Origin of the sequence: Pontibacter cellulosilyticus, from assembly GCF_014306105.1 — a bacterium.
In the GTDB taxonomy this organism is placed as follows: domain Bacteria; phylum Bacteroidota; class Bacteroidia; order Cytophagales; family Hymenobacteraceae; genus Pontibacter; species Pontibacter cellulosilyticus.
The window spans coordinates 405,330-422,377 of sequence record NZ_JACRVF010000005.1; the positions used below are offsets into that span (position 1 = coordinate 405,330).

General features: G+C 44.5%; 20 protein-coding genes. 6 read left to right on the forward strand and 14 right to left on the reverse strand.

Annotation, left to right across the window (positions count from 1 at the left end):
- The first annotated feature begins 24 nt into the window (after window positions 1-24).
- A complete protein-coding gene (locus H8S84_RS17235) occupies window positions 25-375 on the forward strand; it encodes a heavy-metal-associated domain-containing protein (protein WP_187068608.1) in 351 nt (116 codons plus the stop codon).
- A gap of 73 nt (window positions 376-448) precedes the next feature.
- Here H8S84_RS17235 and H8S84_RS17240 read toward each other — a convergent pair whose 3' ends face one another.
- The 11 genes from H8S84_RS17240 to H8S84_RS17290 all read right to left on the reverse strand — a co-directional run bounded on the left by H8S84_RS17240 (window position 449) and on the right by H8S84_RS17290 (window position 9,455).
- Window positions 449-1,012 carry a hypothetical protein gene (locus H8S84_RS17240; RefSeq protein ID WP_187068609.1) on the reverse strand — a complete coding sequence of 188 codons (564 nt, stop codon included), beginning with the start codon at window positions 1,010-1,012 and terminating at the stop codon, window positions 449-451.
- 209 nt (window positions 1,013-1,221) lie between these two features.
- On the reverse strand, window positions 1,222-1,914 hold the full coding sequence (locus H8S84_RS17245; RefSeq protein ID WP_187068610.1) for a fatty acid desaturase: 693 nt from the start codon (window positions 1,912-1,914) through the stop codon (window positions 1,222-1,224).
- A 24-nt stretch (window positions 1,915-1,938) separates the two neighbouring features.
- Window positions 1,939-2,790 carry a 4-hydroxy-3-methylbut-2-enyl diphosphate reductase gene (locus H8S84_RS17250; protein ID WP_187068611.1) on the reverse strand — a complete coding sequence of 284 codons (852 nt, stop codon included), beginning with the start codon at window positions 2,788-2,790 and terminating at the stop codon, window positions 1,939-1,941.
- A gap of 5 nt (window positions 2,791-2,795) precedes the next feature.
- A complete protein-coding gene (locus tag H8S84_RS17255; RefSeq protein ID WP_187068612.1) occupies window positions 2,796-3,494 on the reverse strand; it encodes a lycopene cyclase domain-containing protein in 699 nt (232 codons plus the stop codon).
- Between the two features lie 149 nt (window positions 3,495-3,643).
- Window positions 3,644-4,177, reverse strand: coding sequence for a hypothetical protein (locus H8S84_RS17260; RefSeq protein WP_187068613.1), 534 nt, complete (start codon window positions 4,175-4,177; stop codon window positions 3,644-3,646).
- Complete coding sequence (locus H8S84_RS17265; protein ID WP_187068614.1) at window positions 4,177-5,010, reverse strand: phytoene/squalene synthase family protein; 834 nt, start codon at window positions 5,008-5,010, stop codon at window positions 4,177-4,179. Before H8S84_RS17265 ends, H8S84_RS17260 begins: the two co-directional genes overlap by 1 nt.
- 21 nt (window positions 5,011-5,031) lie before the next feature.
- Window positions 5,032-6,528, reverse strand: a complete 1,497-nt coding sequence (locus H8S84_RS17270; RefSeq protein ID WP_187068615.1) for a phytoene desaturase family protein — start codon at window positions 6,526-6,528, stop codon at window positions 5,032-5,034.
- Between the two features lie 16 nt (window positions 6,529-6,544).
- Window positions 6,545-7,060, reverse strand: a complete 516-nt coding sequence (locus H8S84_RS17275) for an RNA polymerase sigma factor (protein WP_187068616.1) — start codon at window positions 7,058-7,060, stop codon at window positions 6,545-6,547.
- A gap of 222 nt (window positions 7,061-7,282) precedes the next feature.
- Complete coding sequence (locus tag H8S84_RS17280) at window positions 7,283-8,158, reverse strand: MerR family transcriptional regulator (RefSeq protein ID WP_187068617.1); 876 nt, start codon at window positions 8,156-8,158, stop codon at window positions 7,283-7,285.
- Complete coding sequence (locus tag H8S84_RS17285; protein ID WP_187068618.1) at window positions 8,131-8,631, reverse strand: sterol desaturase family protein; 501 nt, start codon at window positions 8,629-8,631, stop codon at window positions 8,131-8,133. The genes H8S84_RS17280 and H8S84_RS17285 overlap by 28 nt, the downstream gene beginning before the upstream one ends.
- Window positions 8,632-8,681: 50 nt before the next feature.
- Window positions 8,682-9,455, reverse strand: a complete 774-nt coding sequence (locus H8S84_RS17290; protein WP_187068619.1) for an enoyl-CoA hydratase/isomerase family protein — start codon at window positions 9,453-9,455, stop codon at window positions 8,682-8,684.
- Window positions 9,456-9,692: 237 nt separating this feature from the next.
- Here H8S84_RS17290 and H8S84_RS17295 point away from each other — a divergent pair, with 237 nt between their 5' ends.
- The 5 genes from H8S84_RS17295 to paaD all read left to right on the forward strand — a co-directional run bounded on the left by H8S84_RS17295 (window position 9,693) and on the right by paaD (window position 13,271).
- Window positions 9,693-10,316, forward strand: coding sequence for a TetR/AcrR family transcriptional regulator (locus tag H8S84_RS17295; protein ID WP_230407233.1), 624 nt, complete (start codon window positions 9,693-9,695; stop codon window positions 10,314-10,316).
- A gap of 67 nt (window positions 10,317-10,383) precedes the next feature.
- A complete protein-coding gene (paaA, locus tag H8S84_RS17300) occupies window positions 10,384-11,370 on the forward strand; it encodes a 1,2-phenylacetyl-CoA epoxidase subunit PaaA (protein ID WP_187068620.1) in 987 nt (328 codons plus the stop codon).
- A 12-nt stretch (window positions 11,371-11,382) separates the two neighbouring features.
- Entirely contained in the window at window positions 11,383-12,021 is a 639-nt protein-coding gene (locus tag H8S84_RS17305) for a phenylacetic acid degradation b (RefSeq protein WP_187068621.1), read from the forward strand.
- Window positions 12,021-12,776 carry a 1,2-phenylacetyl-CoA epoxidase subunit PaaC gene (gene paaC, locus H8S84_RS17310; protein WP_187068622.1) on the forward strand — a complete coding sequence of 252 codons (756 nt, stop codon included), beginning with the start codon at window positions 12,021-12,023 and terminating at the stop codon, window positions 12,774-12,776. Before H8S84_RS17305 ends, paaC begins: the two co-directional genes overlap by 1 nt.
- Before the next feature lie 9 nt (window positions 12,777-12,785).
- Window positions 12,786-13,271, forward strand: coding sequence for a 1,2-phenylacetyl-CoA epoxidase subunit PaaD (paaD, locus tag H8S84_RS17315; protein ID WP_187068623.1), 486 nt, complete (start codon window positions 12,786-12,788; stop codon window positions 13,269-13,271).
- A gap of 76 nt (window positions 13,272-13,347) precedes the next feature.
- On the opposite strand, the gene H8S84_RS17320 is transcribed toward paaD, so the two are convergent.
- The 3 genes from H8S84_RS17320 to H8S84_RS17330 all read right to left on the reverse strand — a co-directional run bounded on the left by H8S84_RS17320 (window position 13,348) and on the right by H8S84_RS17330 (window position 17,006).
- On the reverse strand, window positions 13,348-14,154 hold the full coding sequence (locus H8S84_RS17320) for a copper resistance protein NlpE N-terminal domain-containing protein (RefSeq protein ID WP_187068624.1): 807 nt from the start codon (window positions 14,152-14,154) through the stop codon (window positions 13,348-13,350).
- Between the two features lie 108 nt (window positions 14,155-14,262).
- Window positions 14,263-15,063, reverse strand: a complete 801-nt coding sequence (locus H8S84_RS17325; RefSeq protein WP_187068625.1) for an META domain-containing protein — start codon at window positions 15,061-15,063, stop codon at window positions 14,263-14,265.
- Between the two features lie 212 nt (window positions 15,064-15,275).
- Window positions 15,276-17,006: a M3 family oligoendopeptidase gene (locus tag H8S84_RS17330; RefSeq protein WP_187068626.1), complete on the reverse strand. Its 1,731-nt coding sequence runs from the start codon at window positions 17,004-17,006 to the stop codon at window positions 15,276-15,278.
- Window positions 17,007-17,048 lie beyond the last annotated feature (42 nt).

Genomic DNA, 17,048 nt, shown 5'->3' on the forward strand with positions numbered 1-17,048 from the left:
CTCATAACCTAAAACTAATAATACATGAAAGTTCTAAAATCACTTTTAGTCGTTCTAACACTTGCACTGATGAGTTTTGGAGCAAACGCACAAACTCAGAACAAAAACGAGCAGACGGTAAAGATTAAGACATCTGCAGTTTGCGATATGTGCAAGACAACACTGGAAAAAGCAATGGCTTACGAGAAAGGCGTAAAAGCGTCGTCGCTGGATGTGGATTCTAAGGTTCTGACTGTTGTGTTTGATAGCCGCAAAACCAATGTTGACAACCTACGCAAAGCTGTAAACGAAACAGGTTACGATGCCGACGACAAACCAGCATCTGAGCGTGCCTACAAAAGATTAGACGATTGCTGTAAAAAAGGAGCACATTAATCTCCTGCAGCACCATATAAAACATAAAAGGGAGCTTGGTCGAGCTCCCTTTTATGTTTTATATGGTATTATCTTAAAATTTAAAACCAAGATGCAGGCCAATAGAGAAAACAGGCGTGCCACTTGTGTAGTAAAAATATCCTACCCTGCCCCCGGCAACGCCGTTGCGCAGAATATTAAAGTCATTCTCGATAAAGCCGTTATAGCCCACGTCAGACTTTTTGATGTGCTTTACCGAGCCGTCAGCGGTACCGTCCTCGGCATTTGAGTTGATCTCGGCACGATGTCTTGCTCCAACCCCTCCACCAATTCTAAAAGCCACAGATTCGTTGTTCAGCAAATCAAAGCTAGCCTCCAGGTTAGCCATGTAAAAGGTATTCTTAATAGAGTAAATTTGTTTGATGTCGTCGTACCGGGAGCCGTTTGCCAGTCCTATATTCAGGCCTAACGCAAATCGATCGCTTAGATGGTGGCTGTACCTGTTGTTGAACATAAGCCCTTGGCTATCATACTCTGACAACCAAATATAGCTTACCCCTGCCTTAAGCATATTCGGATCTTTACCCGCATGGGCAGAAGAAACAGAAAGCAGCAAGGCAATAGGGATTATATAAAAATAACGTAAGGATAATTTCATAAACAGTTAAAAAGGGTGAAGTGGTGAATCTAAGGTCGCGTGTTTTACAGGTAAACTGTACTGAGTATTTAGCTGTATCATACTTTCGTTGCCTGCAAATGTTTCAAAATCAACAACAAAAAATTCAAACCACACCTCAATAAACTGATAATCAATATATTTAAATAAATGCATTCTATTAACGAAATAGAATTATCGCAATATATCAATTACACCTTTGCCTTATACAATTGCCACCAAGGTAAGTATGGCTTGTCGTGGTGCTCGTAGTGGTAACCAAAGAAGTAACAGCTTATAAAAGCCCATAAGTGGTTCTTACTTTGGGTAGAGGACTTGTGCGGGTTATCTGCTGCGTGTTCGCCTTTATGTGGCAGATAAGTTCCAAAATAGAAGAGCTGGAAGGTAGCAAGTATAGCCGGCAACATCCAGAAAAGGATTACATTCTGCAGCGGAAAGAACAGTTGCAAAACGTTATAGGTAATGGCCATTAGCAGAATCTGCCACCAAGTAATATAGTTCTTAAGAAAACTAAAGTACCAGGGCCAAAATGAGCCATGATGGTAATCCGGATCTTGTTCGGTAGCTACATGGCGGTGGTGCTGGTGATGCTTTGGCAAAAGGCGCGGATACCAGTTATATGCGAACAGAAAAGCAGTAGTAGTGCCAATAGCCTTGTTCAATGCAGGTTTACCGGGAGCCACTACACCATGCATGGCATCGTGGGCGGTGATGAACAAGCCTGTGTAAAGATGCGTTTGGAGAAGTATAAACAGGTAAGTTAACGGCGAAGCGAAGGAAACTTCAAAAGAATTGAGCAGGTAAACCAACAGCGCAAACCAACAGACAATAATGATCGCCGCAATCGCTATGCCCCTCCAGTCATTCTGCCTTATTTTAGCCATCTATTTTAATTGTGTAACCGCAACTTATACTTCCATTTCCAGCAAAGCAGCTTTTACGTCTTCCATCAGCCACATTGGCGTTGAGGTTGCACCACAGATACCCACTGTATCTCCAGAGCTAAACCAATTTGGCTGCAGCTCCTCTACCTTCGATATAAAGAACGTATGCTCATTTGTATCTTTGCAAACCTGGTAAAGCACTTTGCCATTGGATGACTTTGTACCCGAAACGAACACAACCTTATTATAATTTGAAGCAAATTTACGCAGTTCTTTGTCGCGGTTAGATACCTGCCTACAAATAGTGTCGTTGGCATCAACTTCGTAGCCATCCTGCTCCAGCTTGTTTTTTATCCTGTAAAAGTTGTCAGTGCTTTTAGTGGTCTGGCTGTATAGTGTAATTTTTGGCGGCAACTCATGCTGCAGTAGCTCCTCAATGTTTTCAAACACAACTGCCTCGTTGCTTGTCTGCCCTAGCAAACCCAACACCTCTGCGTGGCCATGCTTGCCGTAAATAAAGATAGGCTCCTGCTTATCGTAAGATGATTTAATGCGGTTTTGAAGCTTTAGCACTACCGGGCAAGAGGCATCTACTAAGGTCAGGTTATTTTGTAGTGCCGTCTGATATGTTTCAGGTGGTTCGCCGTGTGCTCTTATAAGCACGGCCTCGTTTTGCAGCTGCCGCAACTGATCGTGGTTTATGATACGCAGGCCTCGTTTCTGCAATCGCTCCACCTCTACATCGTTATGCACAATATCGCCGAGGCAATACAGGTACCCCTGCTCATCCAGCAGGTCTTCGGCCATTTGTATGGCATAAACCACACCGAAACAAAATCCGGAATTGGCATCGATGGTTACGTGTAAGGCGCTCATACTCCTTATACAACTGAGGCTTGATATTGTTTTATTCTTTTACGCTGTTTTATACCCTCATAGATAGAAATCGTGACGAGCAGCATCAACATAGAGTACATGGTATCCTCCACAGGAATAGAAATGATTCTTATACCCAAATTATACGCATTGTTGTACCACACAATTGGCAAATAAGTCAGCACTCCGTTTACAAGCAGAAACGGCACTAGATGCACCAGGTAACCCATAAAAAAGCGCCCCAAGTAGCGCGTATCAAAATACTTTATGTGTAGCAACAGCGTCAGTGTCAGTAGCACGAATGTTATGGAAGTATAAACCCTGCTCATGTTAAAGATAGCGATCACGGGAAGTATAATGATCAGAAAAAAAGCAATGGTTTTGGCATAAGGCTGCAGCAGATCTTTGTTCACATAGGCTTTCAGCACATCGTAAATAAAGACACAGGCGTAGGGCACGGTAATAAAAAACAGAATCTCCTCAATGGGCAGACCAAATAAGTATAAACCAGTTAAATATGCTTCGTTAAAGCCCCATACTCCTGCCTGTGTAAACATGATATCCCAAATTATAAAGAATAAGGCATTGGCAAGTATAGCGGGCCATAAGGCATACCACCCTTTGTAAAAAGCCACCTTCTTGTCGAAAGACAAGATCAAGGGGAAGGCGATGGTGCATATGTTCAGATACAGGTACAGGTACATGTTTTTTTAAAGTTAAACTGTTACTTCAACCATTACCCCGGCAGCAAGTTTACTATACTAGCTTATTTATATGCAAAGACAATTACATGCGCCTATATCGAAATGAGTGCTCCACGCTAGACAAAGAAGAAGCAAGGAAATAACTGCGCCTAAATTGCTATACTTCGCAACACCTCTTTTTCTTCTGGGGTGCAATGGTCCTTTGTCAACATAAAGTCTTTAATGCTTCGCATCACCTCTGTAGAAACCCCTGACTTTGGATGAGTTCGAAGACCTTCTATAATAACTCTCTTATCCTCCTGCAGGTGTTCGCTCAGGTTCAGATAGCGCGGCACGTAGTGCTCTACCGTAAATCTTAAGAAGCGTATTTCCGGGTTTGTTTTATCCATGGCTACGGCTTCCTCAAAAAGAGCGGCGGCATTTTTTACGTGCTTCAGCTTGGCATAGGGGTTCCAGTTATACTTAGCCATTACTGCCTCCGATCCGCCTTTATAGGCCAGTTTTACCGGATGCCTGTCGTCATAGTCTGCCATTTTCTGGAAGAAGCGCCTGGCTGCTGCCTCCTCTTTGCTTGCCGCAAGGTACTCTTGCCGCAAAGTTGTAAGCGAATATGTTTTGGTATTATCTGCCAGAGGTGTAGTGGTAAAGAAGCCCAGCAGTAAGCAAAGTAAAAAAGTAATCATCAAATAACGTTTAATCTGTACTTAAGATACGAGCCCAGCAGCAAAGCCAGCTTCGTATTGTCAGGTACTCTTACGCGTTCCTTGAGGATATGGGTTGCCGGCAGGTTCTGGATCTTCCGGAAAAGCTTGAGATAATAAACATATGCCAGGTATACTCCCATTCGTGCAGCCTTTGGCAAAGCCATGATTCCGGCATAGGCATCGTCAAAGTCTTTCAGAATATCAGCCTCTATTTCAGACTTGCTAGCGTTGTTAAAGTTCTTAAAGTCAACCTTCGGAAAGTATACTCTACCCCTTTCTTCGTGGTCGCTGCGCATATCACGCAAAAAATTAACCTTCTGGAAGGCAGCACCTAAACTGCGTGCAGGCTTTTCAAGCTTGTTAAACTGCTCTTGGTCTCCTTCGCAAAACACCTTCAGGCACATGAGCCCTACTACTTCCGCAGATCCATAAATGTACTCCTCATACAATGATCTGTCGTAAGCATGATCTTCGAGATCCATTTCCATACTTTTGAGAAAGGCTTCGATATACTCTTTGTCGATGTTGTATTCGTTTACCACACACTGAAATGCGTGAAGCACCGGGTTCAAACTTATACCGTTCTCAATGGCCTCAAAGGTCTGCTTTTTAAAGTCATTCAGCAGTTTTCGCTTATCGTAATCATGAAAGGTATCTACAATCTCGTCGGCACAGCGCACAAAACCATAAATGGCGTAAATGGGCAAGTGAAATTTTTTGTCTAGGGTTTTAATACCTAGTGTGAATGATGTGCTATATGCCTCTGTAACAATTTTGCTACACTGTAAACACGTTTCCCTGAATAACTCCATAAGCCTTTTGATTTAGGTGCTTTATACTTTCACCGCAACTGGTGTTGCGTATTCTTTAGAGATTTCTTTTGCCACTACTTGCCCCGAAATAAGGGATGGCGGCACTCCCGGACCAGGCACTGTAAGCTGGCCGGTGTAGTATAAATTGCTTACTTTCCTGCTTTTAAGACTGGGTTTGAGCAGGGCGGTTTGCATGAGGGTGTTTGCTAAACCGTAGGCGTTGCCTTTAAATGCGTTGTAGTCAGATATAAAATCTTTATGGGCATAACTACGCTTGTATATTATTGCACTACGGATTTCCTGCTTAGTTAGCTGCTCTAACCTATCCATAATTTTCTCAAAGTATAACTCACGCAATTCAGGCGTATCTTCCAGGCCAGGTGCTACAGGCATAAGTATAAACAGGTTCTCGCAACCAGCTGGTGCTACCGAGGCATCGGTAACTGATGGAGCAGAAACGTAAAAAAGAGGCTTTTCAGGCCATTTTGGATCGGTATATATCTCGTGGGCATGCGGCCCGAAGTCTTCATCGAAAAACAGGTTGTGGTGCTGCAGGTTCTGTAATGGCTTATTAATACCCAGGTAAAACAAAAGTGACGACGGAGCCATTACACGACTGTTCCAGTAGCTCTCGGAATAACTTTGATAGGCTCTTGGCAAAAGATGCTGTTCCACGTGGTGATAATCTGCGCTAGCCACAACTACATCGGCTTCAAAGTAACCTGAGTTAGTAACAACATGCGTGGCTTTACCATTTGCCACCTCTATCTGCTGTACATTCTGATCAAACTCAAATTTTACACCTTTTTCCATTGCCAGCTGTACCATACCCTCTACAATCTTGTACATACCCCCCATCGGGTACCATGTTCCTAGTTTGATATCGGCATAGTTCATCAGGCTGTACAGAGCTGGTGTGTTTTGTGGAAGCGCTCCAAGGAAGAGCACCGGAAACTCCATCAGCTTAAGGATGCGCTCATTTTTAAAGTAGCGCCTGATATGCTTGTAAAAGGATTGGAAAACATCCATTCGGAGCACGTCCAGTAGCAGCTTAGGGCTCATAAACTCCGAAACAGAACGACCAGGCTTATACACCAGTTGGTTTATACCTACCTCATACTTATAGGCTGCCTGTTCCAAAAACTTATCTAACTGGGCTGTGCTGCCTTGCTCCATACTTTCAAAAAGTTGGTGCAGCTCCGGCATAGTGGCAGGTATGTCTACAAAATCATTTTCGCCGAATACTACTGTGTAGGAGGGGTCAAGGCGCTTGAGTTTGTAGTAATCGGAGGTGCTTTTGCCAAAACGGTTAAAATATGATTCAAACACGTCTGGCATCCAATACCAGCTCGGCCCCATGTCAAAAGTAAAACCATCTGCAGAGAAACTTCTGGCTCGTCCGCCGGGTGTACTGTTCTTCTCAAGCACAGTTACATCGTAACCTTGATCAGCTAAGCAGGTGGCAGCGGAAAGACCGGAAAAACCGGAGCCGATAACAATTACTTTGGTTGCAGACATAGGGCTGGTTTATAGGTTAGGCGTCTTGTTTGTAGACTTTAAGCACCTTCTTAAGCTCTTTGCGAGCTATGTGGATTCTGTTTTTTACGGTTCCAATCGGAATTTTAAGCTTATCGGCAATTTCAAGGTACTTATACCCCACATAGTACATCATAAATGGGGTACGATGCTCCTCGTTCAGGCTTGCAATTGCTTTGTTAATATCATGCATGACGAAAGTTGAGGTGCCTTTGTTTTGTGTGACATAATTTTCATCGGTATTCAGGTACTTCAGGTAGTCAGCACTGTCGATGTTGCTGCTGCGCTTCGTGATTTTGTTGTAGTTGTTGATGAACGTGTTGCGCATAATAGTGTACAACCACGCCTTTAGATTTGTACCCGCCTTAAACTTGTCTTTGTTTGATAAGGCCTTCAGCATTGTTTCTTGTACCAGGTCCTTCGCATCATCGGAATTTCTGGTTAGGTTCATGGCCGCAGGACTAAGCGATTGCGCTACAGCCTGTATCAGGTTATTGAATTCTATAGCTGTCATTTTGTTTACCTTTTAAATGTAAAACTATAAACAAATATACGCACACTAAAATTAATTAGCCAATATTGTTGAATATTATTTTGATAAAGATTAAACAAAATAGACAAACTACATCTTAAAGCCTGTGTACGTACATTATTTTACTGTAAACAGCAAAAAAAGAGGCCCCCTGCCACTAACCAACGTCAGCAACAGGGGGCCCGGATTTATCAACAGGAAGTTTTAACCGAATATAGTTAACAGTTCAGTTGAAGTGCCTATTTTAACTACATTGTCTGGGAAAGCCAACTCTTCGTTCTGAATTTGGTACCCATACATGTAGATCGTACTTTCTGGAAAGGCTGCTGCCATTTTATTGATATAAGCCTGTACTTGGTCTCTTTCTGGAGAGGCTGTTAGAACAGTACATATATACTTGGCATTAAACTGCTTACAAGTAACTTCAAGGTCAGCAAAAGGAAGATTCTGCCCCAAATAGATTACTCTCTTATCAGATGCTCTTAACAGGTAATTCAAGTATAAAAGCACAAGTTCGTGAAGCTCCCCTTCCGGCAAGTATAAAACATACACCGGCGAGCCCTGCTGCGCCCTTACTACTTGCCCATCTATGGCTACAATAAGCTTCTGGCGTATCAGGTTACTCACAAAATGCTCGTGAGCCGGAGTTATATTTCCTGTCTGCCACAGAATGCCTATTTTAGTTAGAAAAGGATACACCACCTCATTCATAGTACCTTTGAGTCCGAGTTGCAGAGCCGCTGTAGACAACGTTTTGTCAAAAGACTCCTCATCCATATCAACCATAGCTTTCACAAGTGTATGTATGTGATGCGAGCCACGGCAGGAATCGTCACAAAGCTGCTGCACCTTTTGCTGGATTTGATCCTTCGGCATCTGAGCTATCTTTGATATTTTATAGCCCCGCTCATTCAGCAGCGATATATTGAGAATAGACTTCAGGTCTGCATCGTCGTAGTAACGAATGTTTGTTTCAGTACGCTTGGGGCAAAGTATATTATAGCGTTGCTCCCAAATACGAATGGTATGCGCTTTTATGCCAGATAAATGCTCTAGCTCTTTAATGGTATATTGGGCCACGTTTCTCCTTCTTGTTGTTTTTGAACAATTTCTTTTGCCTTCTTAAAATATTTCGGAGCTACCCACAGCATTCCGAAAGACTGCGACCCATACTTCCCCTGCGTGCTGTGATGTACCTTATGCGCCATGTTTAAAGCTTTTAGGTAAACATTAGACGATTTACCAAACCACTTTAGCCGCCGGTGAATAAATACATCGTGTATGAGGAAGTATGCCACTCCATAAAGCGTAATACCTGCGCCTATCCAAAACCTGTAGTCTATGGGCTCTGTTCCAAAAATAAAGAACAGCATAGCCAATGTGCCATAGTAAGCAAAAAACAGGTCGTTTAGCTCAAACTTATGCTTATGGTGCGTATGATGCGACTTATGTAGAAACCACATGAACCCATGTAGCACATATTTGTGCATTAGCCAGGCAACGCCCTCCATGGCCACAAAGGTTAGCAACATGACTCCGAGTCCTGCAATCATATTAGGCAAACAACAAGTTTAACATTTAGTTTTTAATATTGAACAAAATTTTACCACTTAATCGGTTCTTTGTTTAAGAACGAGGCAATACCACGCTGGCAGTCTTCGCTGCCTCTGGCAATAGCATTCATTTCGGCGGCGTACTGCAGGCCACCTTCCAGGCTCATCTCCTGCACACGCGCTATCATTTCCTTGGTTACTTCCATACTTTGTTTTGAGTTCTCGAAGCACAATTTCCGAGCAAAGTCAAACACACGGCTTTCCAATTCCTCAGCCGGCACTATATAATTTACCAAACCATACTTCTCAGCATCTTCCGCAGAAATGAGATCGCCGGTAAGCAACAACTGCTTGGCCCTCGATTCTCCAATCTTACGCAGCAAGAACACTTTAACAATGGCAGGTATAAAACCGATCTTAACTTCTGTATAGCCGAACTTAGCCTCTGGCACTGTAAAGCCAATGTCGCAGATGGCAGCTAAACCGCAGCCTCCGGCAATAGCATGGCCGTGTATCTGGGCAATCACTACTTTCTTTAAAGTATAAATCAACCGGAAGAGCTCCATCAGGTGAGTAGAATCAGCCAGGTTTTCATGGTAATCGTTTTCCTGCAGGCGCTGTATGTATTCTAAATCTGCACCGGCACAAAACACCTTTCCCTCAGATCGCAGCACAACAACTTTGCAGTTCTCATCTTCTTCAGCAAAGGCAAAAGCTTTCTTTAATTGCGTTACTACTTCATAGTTAAGGGCATTTCTTTTCTCGGCGCGTGCCAGTGTAATATATCCTACTCGCTCTTTGGTTTCATAGTGTACAAATTCCATAGTGTGTGTTGCCGTGTATTCTTCCTGTTCGCTCATCTAATTTTTTAATGATAATTACTATTGTTTCAAATATACGGAAGTATGTATCCATCGCTCAACGTAAAATGTTTTATGTGTCATTTTACTTGTAACGGTTGTCTTTAACAAACTACAGTATCAACCTAAATTTAACCTAAACGTTTAAGAAATAAAATATTTGCTAACGAACGTTAGGTTGCTTATATTTGTTAATTATATATGGAAGCAGTATTGAGCAGAAAAGAACAAATCGAAAGAACAGCTACGGCGCTTTTTAAGACAAAAGGCTTTTCGGCTACGTCGATGCGTGATTTAGCCAATGCACTTGGCATTGAGGCGGCCAGCATCTACTCGCATATCAAATCTAAAGAAGAAATTCTGCAGCGGGTTTGTTTCAGAATGGCGCAGGAGTTCTTTGATGCCTTGGATGCTGCTGAAAGTATAAATGGCACAGCAACGGAGCGATTACAGCGCGCTATTGCAGCCCACGTACAGGTGCTTACTAACAATACAGCTGCCTCAGCGGTTTTCCTGCACGAATGGCGCCACCTGAGCGAGCCACACCTGACAGAGTATCTTGCCCTGCGCGATAAGTATGAGAGCCGCTTTAGGGACATAATTCAGGAAGGCATTAACAGCGGCGAGTTCGCTGTACCCGACGAAAAATTTGCTACCCTGATGATTTTCTCAGGCCTTAACTGGATTCACACCTGGTACAAGCCAGATGGCAAAATGAAACCAGAGGAAATTGCAGTCAACCTGTCGGCCATGCTACTGACGGGCTTAAACAACACACAGACTAACTTATCGGTTAAACCGATACACCTTAATATACCTAACTAAACTAACTAACCGCCGGGCTGGTAACGCGGCCCGGCACCTTTTACTGAACCTTTAAACTATAGATATTATGTACGGAGGAGGAAACGTTTTTGAAGCCACCAAGTTCGACAACCTGCAGAGCGAAGATCCTGTAAAGTTGGCCGAATTTGAGGCACGCATTGCACGCGGCGAAAAGATTGAGCCGACTGACTGGATGCCTGAGCTTTACCGCAAGCAGCTGATCAGAATGATTGAGCAGCATGCACATTCTGAAATTATCGGTGCACTACCGGAAGGTACTTGGATTACCCGTGCTCCTGGCTTCCGCCGCAAAATGGCGCAGATGGCTAAGGTGCAGGACGAGGTAGGCCACGCGCAGCTTTTATACTCTGCCGCAGAGACCTTAGGTAAATCACGTGAGCAAATGCTGACGGACCTAATCAACGGTAAATCAAAGTATTCTAACGTATTTAACTATCCTGCCTTTACCTGGGCAGACTCTAACATCATCTCCTGGCTGATTGATGCGGGTGCGATTGTAAACCAGATGGCGAATGCCAAAGGTTCTTACGGTCCTTACTCACGTGCGCTGGAGCGTATTTGTGCTGAGGAGGCTTTTCACCTGAAGTATGGCCATGATGCCGTGGTACACATGGCAACCGGTACACCAAAGCAGCGCGAAATGATTCAGGCTGCACTTAACCGCTGGTGGCCACCAATCATGACCTTCTTCGGACCGTCTGATAAAATGAGTACGCACACTGAAACGCTGATGCGTTGGAAAGTGAAAATGGCCTCTAACGATGAGTGCCGTCAGCAGTTCCTGGACATGTACGTACCGAAGATATGGGAGCTTGGTTTAACTGTTCCGGACCCGAAGCTGAAGAAAAATCAGGAAACTGGTCAGTGGGAATACACAGAGCCAGATTGGGATGAGTTTAAGCGTGTAATCAACGGTGATGGCCCTTGCAACGCTGAACGCTTGGCTGTACGTCGTACTGCCGAGGAGCGTGGTGCCTGGGTACGCAGAGCCCTGCTCAACCCGAAAGCAAAATACGTGAAGCCACTAGCCTAAGGATATAAAACTATGAGCTTAAAGTCACTTGACCCGAGAGTAACCCGACTGAATCTGCCGGAAGGCGAAGTGCCACCGATGGAGGAAAAGCCAGAGCTGGATCAGTTTGAAACATATGAAGCCTTCCATCAAAAGAAAGAAGGCGCTGCCCATACTTACGTTGGACCTGTACATGCCCCGAACGAGGATGTAGCCTTCCTGTTTGCGAAAGAGCAGTATAGCCGCCGTTTCCCGTGTGTTGGCCTTTGGATCGTGCGCACTGAGAATATTCAGGTAACGCCTTATGGCAACGATGGCGAGAACGTGTATGACATGCTGCGCATTGAAGAGCCGGCTGAGCGTACTGAGCAGCCGGAGCCTTATGAGATCTTCCATCTGAAGAAGCGTGGCAAAGCGCATACTCATGCAGGCCGCATAATGGCAACCTCATACCTGGGAGCCCTGCAGGAAGCGAAGCAGCAATTCGGTGATAAAGGCCCTATCGTTAATGTATGGATAGCAAAATCGAAAGATGTGCTGCAATCTGCGGAAGAGGACAAGGACATGTGGACTACTATTCCGGAGAAGAAGTACCGCGAAGCCATTGCCTACAAAGTGATGGACAAGATCACGAAGTATAAAGAAGAGAATAAACCTACAACTGCCCAATAATGAACGAGCAAGCGATAAAAGACCTGTTATACAAACTGGCAGACGACCAGCTTATACTTGGCCACCGCAACTCTGAGTGGACCGGCTTCGGCCCGATACTGGAGGAGGACATTGCTTTCTCGTCGATGGCTCAGGATAAGATTGGACACAGCCTGGCATTTTATACGTTGCTGCAGGAGCTTGGTGAAGCAGAGCCAGATACGGTTGCCTTTACCCGAAATGCCAACCAGTTCCATAACAGCCAGCTGGTGGAGTTGCCAAACGGAGAGTATGATTTTAGCCTGATCCGTCACTTTTTGTACGACAACGCTGAGATCATCCGCTTCGAGATGCTTTCGCAGTCCAGATACGAGCCGATTGTTAAAGTAGCTACCAAACTGAAAGGCGAAGTAAAATACCATGTGCTGCACGCCAACACCTGGATCAAGAATCTGGGTTCATCTACTGAAGAAGCCATACTTCGTTTACAATCTGCTTTGAGTGAGGCATTACCTTATGCGCTGGGCATGTTCGAGAAATCGAAGTATGAGCAGGAATTGATTGATGCTGGTGTTTACGCTGGCGAAGAAGCCGTAAAAGCCGAATGGCTGAAGCGCATTCAGGCGGTGATAGAAAAAACCGAACTGAAAATGCCTGACTTGGAAAGTATAACTCCTAAGTTCGGCGGACGCTACGGCGAGCACACTGAGCACCTGCAGCCGCTGCTGGACGAAATGGCTGAAGTATTTAAAATTGACCCTACTGCTGAGTGGTAGAATAACTTAATGGAGCTAACCAAAGAAAACATATTAACCCTACTGGGGGAGGTAAAAGACCCTGAGATACCGGTATTGTCGCTGGTGGACTTGGGGGTGATCACGGGTGTGGAGATATCGGAAGATGACCACGTAACCGTGAACATGACGCCAACTTTTGCCGGTTGCCCTGCCATGGACTACATGAAGAAAGATGTAGAACGCACACTGGAGAAACATGGCATCAGCAAGTATACGGTTAATATGACTTTCGATAAGCCTTGGGATAGCAACAAACTATCTGAGAAAGGACGGCAGCATTTAAAAGAGTTCGGCCTGGCCCCGCCGCCAAAGTATGACCTTATACTTGATCTGGATATTCTGGAGCACGTAAAATGCCCGTACTGCGATAGCGAGAACACAGATTTACGAACGCCTTTCGGTCCTACCCTTTGCCGCTCCATGCACTATTGCAACGATTGCAAGCAGATGTTTGAGCAGTTTAAGCCACTCTAACAAAAGTATAAATAAAACAGATGCGCCTGCTATACGTTAGCAGGCGCATCTGTTTTATAGTATAAGTGGCACTATCTTACTTACTCTGATTATCTCCTAAGTATAACCCGCAGCCGGTGTAAACTTCTCCATTGGCAGTAATACGTACGGTATAAGGCCTCTCCTTACCAGACATCGCGTCGGCACAAGTTTCCTGAGTTAGCTCAATTTCTAGACTGCCATCACCTGTTGTAGCACGATAGCTGGTGATACGTCCTTTAGATGTGGGGGCGGGCGTTTTAGCTTGCAGCATCACTGTCTCTTCCGGTCTTGTTTTAAACAGCATCTGGTTTTCTTTATCAATCTCCAGCACCCAGCTTGGGTTATGGCCTGTAGCTACAAAATCTACTCCTATTTTGCGACTATCTTCCCAAAAGCGCGGATCATCTTCTGCCAAACCAGCACTTCTCTTTAAACTATACTGTGCCTGCAGGTCCTGGTTAATCGGCTTACCTGCTAAGTCTAAGGCACGAAGTTCACCGGCTGTTGACAGGGAGAAACGGGTTCGTGCCGCCTCATCTCCACTTAGCTCAATAATCCCGTCCGTTACACTCCAGGTACCGATTCGTGTAACAGGCTCACCGGGCTGGTCCTCGTAAATTACCCGTTCCTCAAAGTTGTAATTGTCCATCAGCACCAGGTCATAGGTATAGCCACGGCAACCGGGACAAGGTATAAACCCATGCCATGTTCCGATGACATCATTCGGAGCTACCTCTGTACTTACCAAAACAGCCTCAGTATCTTCCCAGTCTTCAACGTCCATCTGTGAGTTTCTGGAGCAGGAGGCAAAGCTACCCCACAGTACCAACCAAACCCAAAGTACTATATTTCGTCTTTTCATAGTATGTAGTACGACTCAAGTATATCCTCCGTTCATACTTTACCACACCTAAAACAAAAAGCCCCGCAGTTATTACGGGGCTCTCTTGCTGATAGCTTTAAATTTTAGTTACTGCTTTAAAAGTACCACCTCGTTCCTGTCTTGGAACAGCAGCAGTTTGCCCTCTATAATTCTGTATGCAATTTCTGACTTGTTTAGCAATTCGAGCAGCTCATTTTCAATACCCATGTCCGGGCAGGCCATACGGGTTACAGCGATAGCACCAAAGTGAAGCTTATTACGTTTTGCATCCAAACTACCTGATATATTGTTACAGCCTACATTTCCTGATACTCTCTTGTCGGCTAAGGAGAAGCTCAGGTACGGCTTTTTCTCACCTGTAACTTCTTTACCGTTCAGTTGCACCACCGTCCATTTGCCATCTAACCTGGTATCGCTGAGGTAGCTTCCGCAGCCTTTGTACTCATCTTTACCATACTGCACTATTACAGTATAAGGCAGCTTTTTGCCGGTTACAGCATCCAGACAATCTTCGCGCAGTAGCTTTAAAACAAACTTGCCTTTAGACGTGTCTGCAAAATAGCTTACATTTTCACCTTCATTAAGCTCTGCAACTACTGACGTCGGAACTTTTATACTTCCATCTTCAGGACTCGAAGTTTTAAAGTCAAATAATGCATCTCCGTGAATGCCCAGCGTCCAGGAAGGCTCTATACCGGAGGCTGCAAAATCGACCCCTTGTTCATACTTCTCCTGTAATGTCTTGGGGCTGTTGTTTTCAGGCTCTTCAGCAAGAGTAGTAGCCTGTGATGTGTTTTCCTGGTTTGTTACAGCTTTCCTGGATGCACAAGAGCCAGAGAATAAAAACAGGAGTAAGCTGGGTGCAATAAATAAGTATGATTTAAACATTGTTTTTAGATGATCATGCTATTAACAAAATGGGTATTTGGCAAGCATATGTATTAACTCTATCTGCTACAGCAATACTGTTACTCATCAAACTTACTGTATAATACCTTTGCTAAAAGAGTAAACCCATACTTATTTCTTGCACAAATGTAAAAAGCCCCTCTGCCACAATTAGTGCAGCAACGGGGCTTTTGTATATATTAAACAGGCAGTTATATCTTAGCCATTTCCTCCTTTACAAAGTCAGCCAGGCTTTTGATATAGTTCGTACTGAAGTCGAATTTAATACCGGCTGCTTCGTACACCTCACTAATAGACACAGTATAGCCCAAGCTTAAGGCACGCTTGTATGCATCAAGACCTTCCGCAGGATTTTCTTTGTAGTTTTTCCAGACGGCGATTGCACCCAACTGGGCCATGGCATACTCCACGTAGTAGAAAGGCACCTCATAAATATGCAGCTGCTTTTGCCACATAAACGGTTTATATTTTTCTATACCATCCCAGCTTACAATCTTGTGGTTGAACGACTCAAATATCTTCACCCACTCCTGCTGGCGCTCTTTCTGCGTCTGGTTTGGATGCTCGTAGATCCAATGCTGGAATTTATCTATCGTAGCCACCCATGGAAATGTTTCTAACACGCTTTCAAGGTGCGTGCGCTTGGCTCGTCTCAGCTCATCCTCATCCTCGAAGAAGGAATCCCAGTAATCCATAGAAATCAATTCCATAGACATTGAGGCCAGCTCCGCAACTTCTGATGGTGGATGTTTGGCAGAGTTAAGGCGCAAATCCCGGGTTAAGAAAGAGTGAACGGCGTGGCCCCCTTCATGCAGCATAGTTATTACATCGCGCAGGCTCGAGGTGGCATTCATAAAGATGAATGGTACACCGATCTCATCCAGCGGGTAATTATACCCACCCGGAGCTTTGCCTTTTCTCGATTCCAGATCCAGGTGGCCCATCTCCCGCATAATTGCCAGGCAGTCGCCTAGGTAGGTATCGAGTTTATAAAACACCTGCACCGTTTTTTCCAGTAACTCCTCCCCTGTTTTAAATGGCTCTAATGGCTTTTTGCCGGTCGGATCAACATCTAGGTCCCAAGGGCGCAGTTCATCTACACCAAGCTGTTGCTTACGCTCTTCATCTATCTTTGTAAGCAAAGGAACAATAGTCTCCTTGATAGAAGTATGAAAATCGAAACAATCCTTAGGCGTATAGTCGAAGCGTCCCATAGCCGCAAACATAAAATCGCGGAAGTTATCGAAATCTGCATTTAAGGCAACCTGGTGGCGCAGTTTCAGCAGTTCATCAAACAGGTTATCTAACTTTTCGCGGTCTTCGTAACGGCGCTCCTGCACAGCACGCCAGGTTTCTTCACGCACAGATCGGTCTGTTTTTTTCAGGCGGTCTGCAGCACGTTGCAAGGTCATCTCCTCTCCGTCCAGCGTCACCGTCATGGCTCCTGAAATAGCTGCAAACTGCTGTTGTTTAGTGCTTATTTCTGTTTGTAGCGGTATATTTTCCTCTCTAAAAATTTCAAGCGCACGTTCTACCCCTCTCAAGTATATTCTATACTTTTCACGCTCTAATGCAGGCTCATACGGTGAGTGCATCAGCTTCAGGTTCAGCTCATGGTCTAGCGGCGCTATTTGGGGCTCAATCTCAGATACAAAATACTGGAAGGCCTTCGTGGTTTCCTCGTTCTGCGTATCGCAGGTCATCCGGATATAACGCCATCCCATTTCTTCCGACAACACACTTTCCAGTTCGCTGCGATCATACATCCACTTTTCCAACTCCTCAACACTGTTAATCTCCCTCGACTTCAGTTCTTCGAAGTATGGCGCAATAGTTTCCCACTTTTCAACTTTGAAGTCTTCGGATAAATAAGTGCGTTGTTTTCGTTTCGGTATACTTAAGGTTTTGGAGGCTGCGTTCATAGTCACAAATACATTATAGAAAGGTAATATAGTTACTTCTTA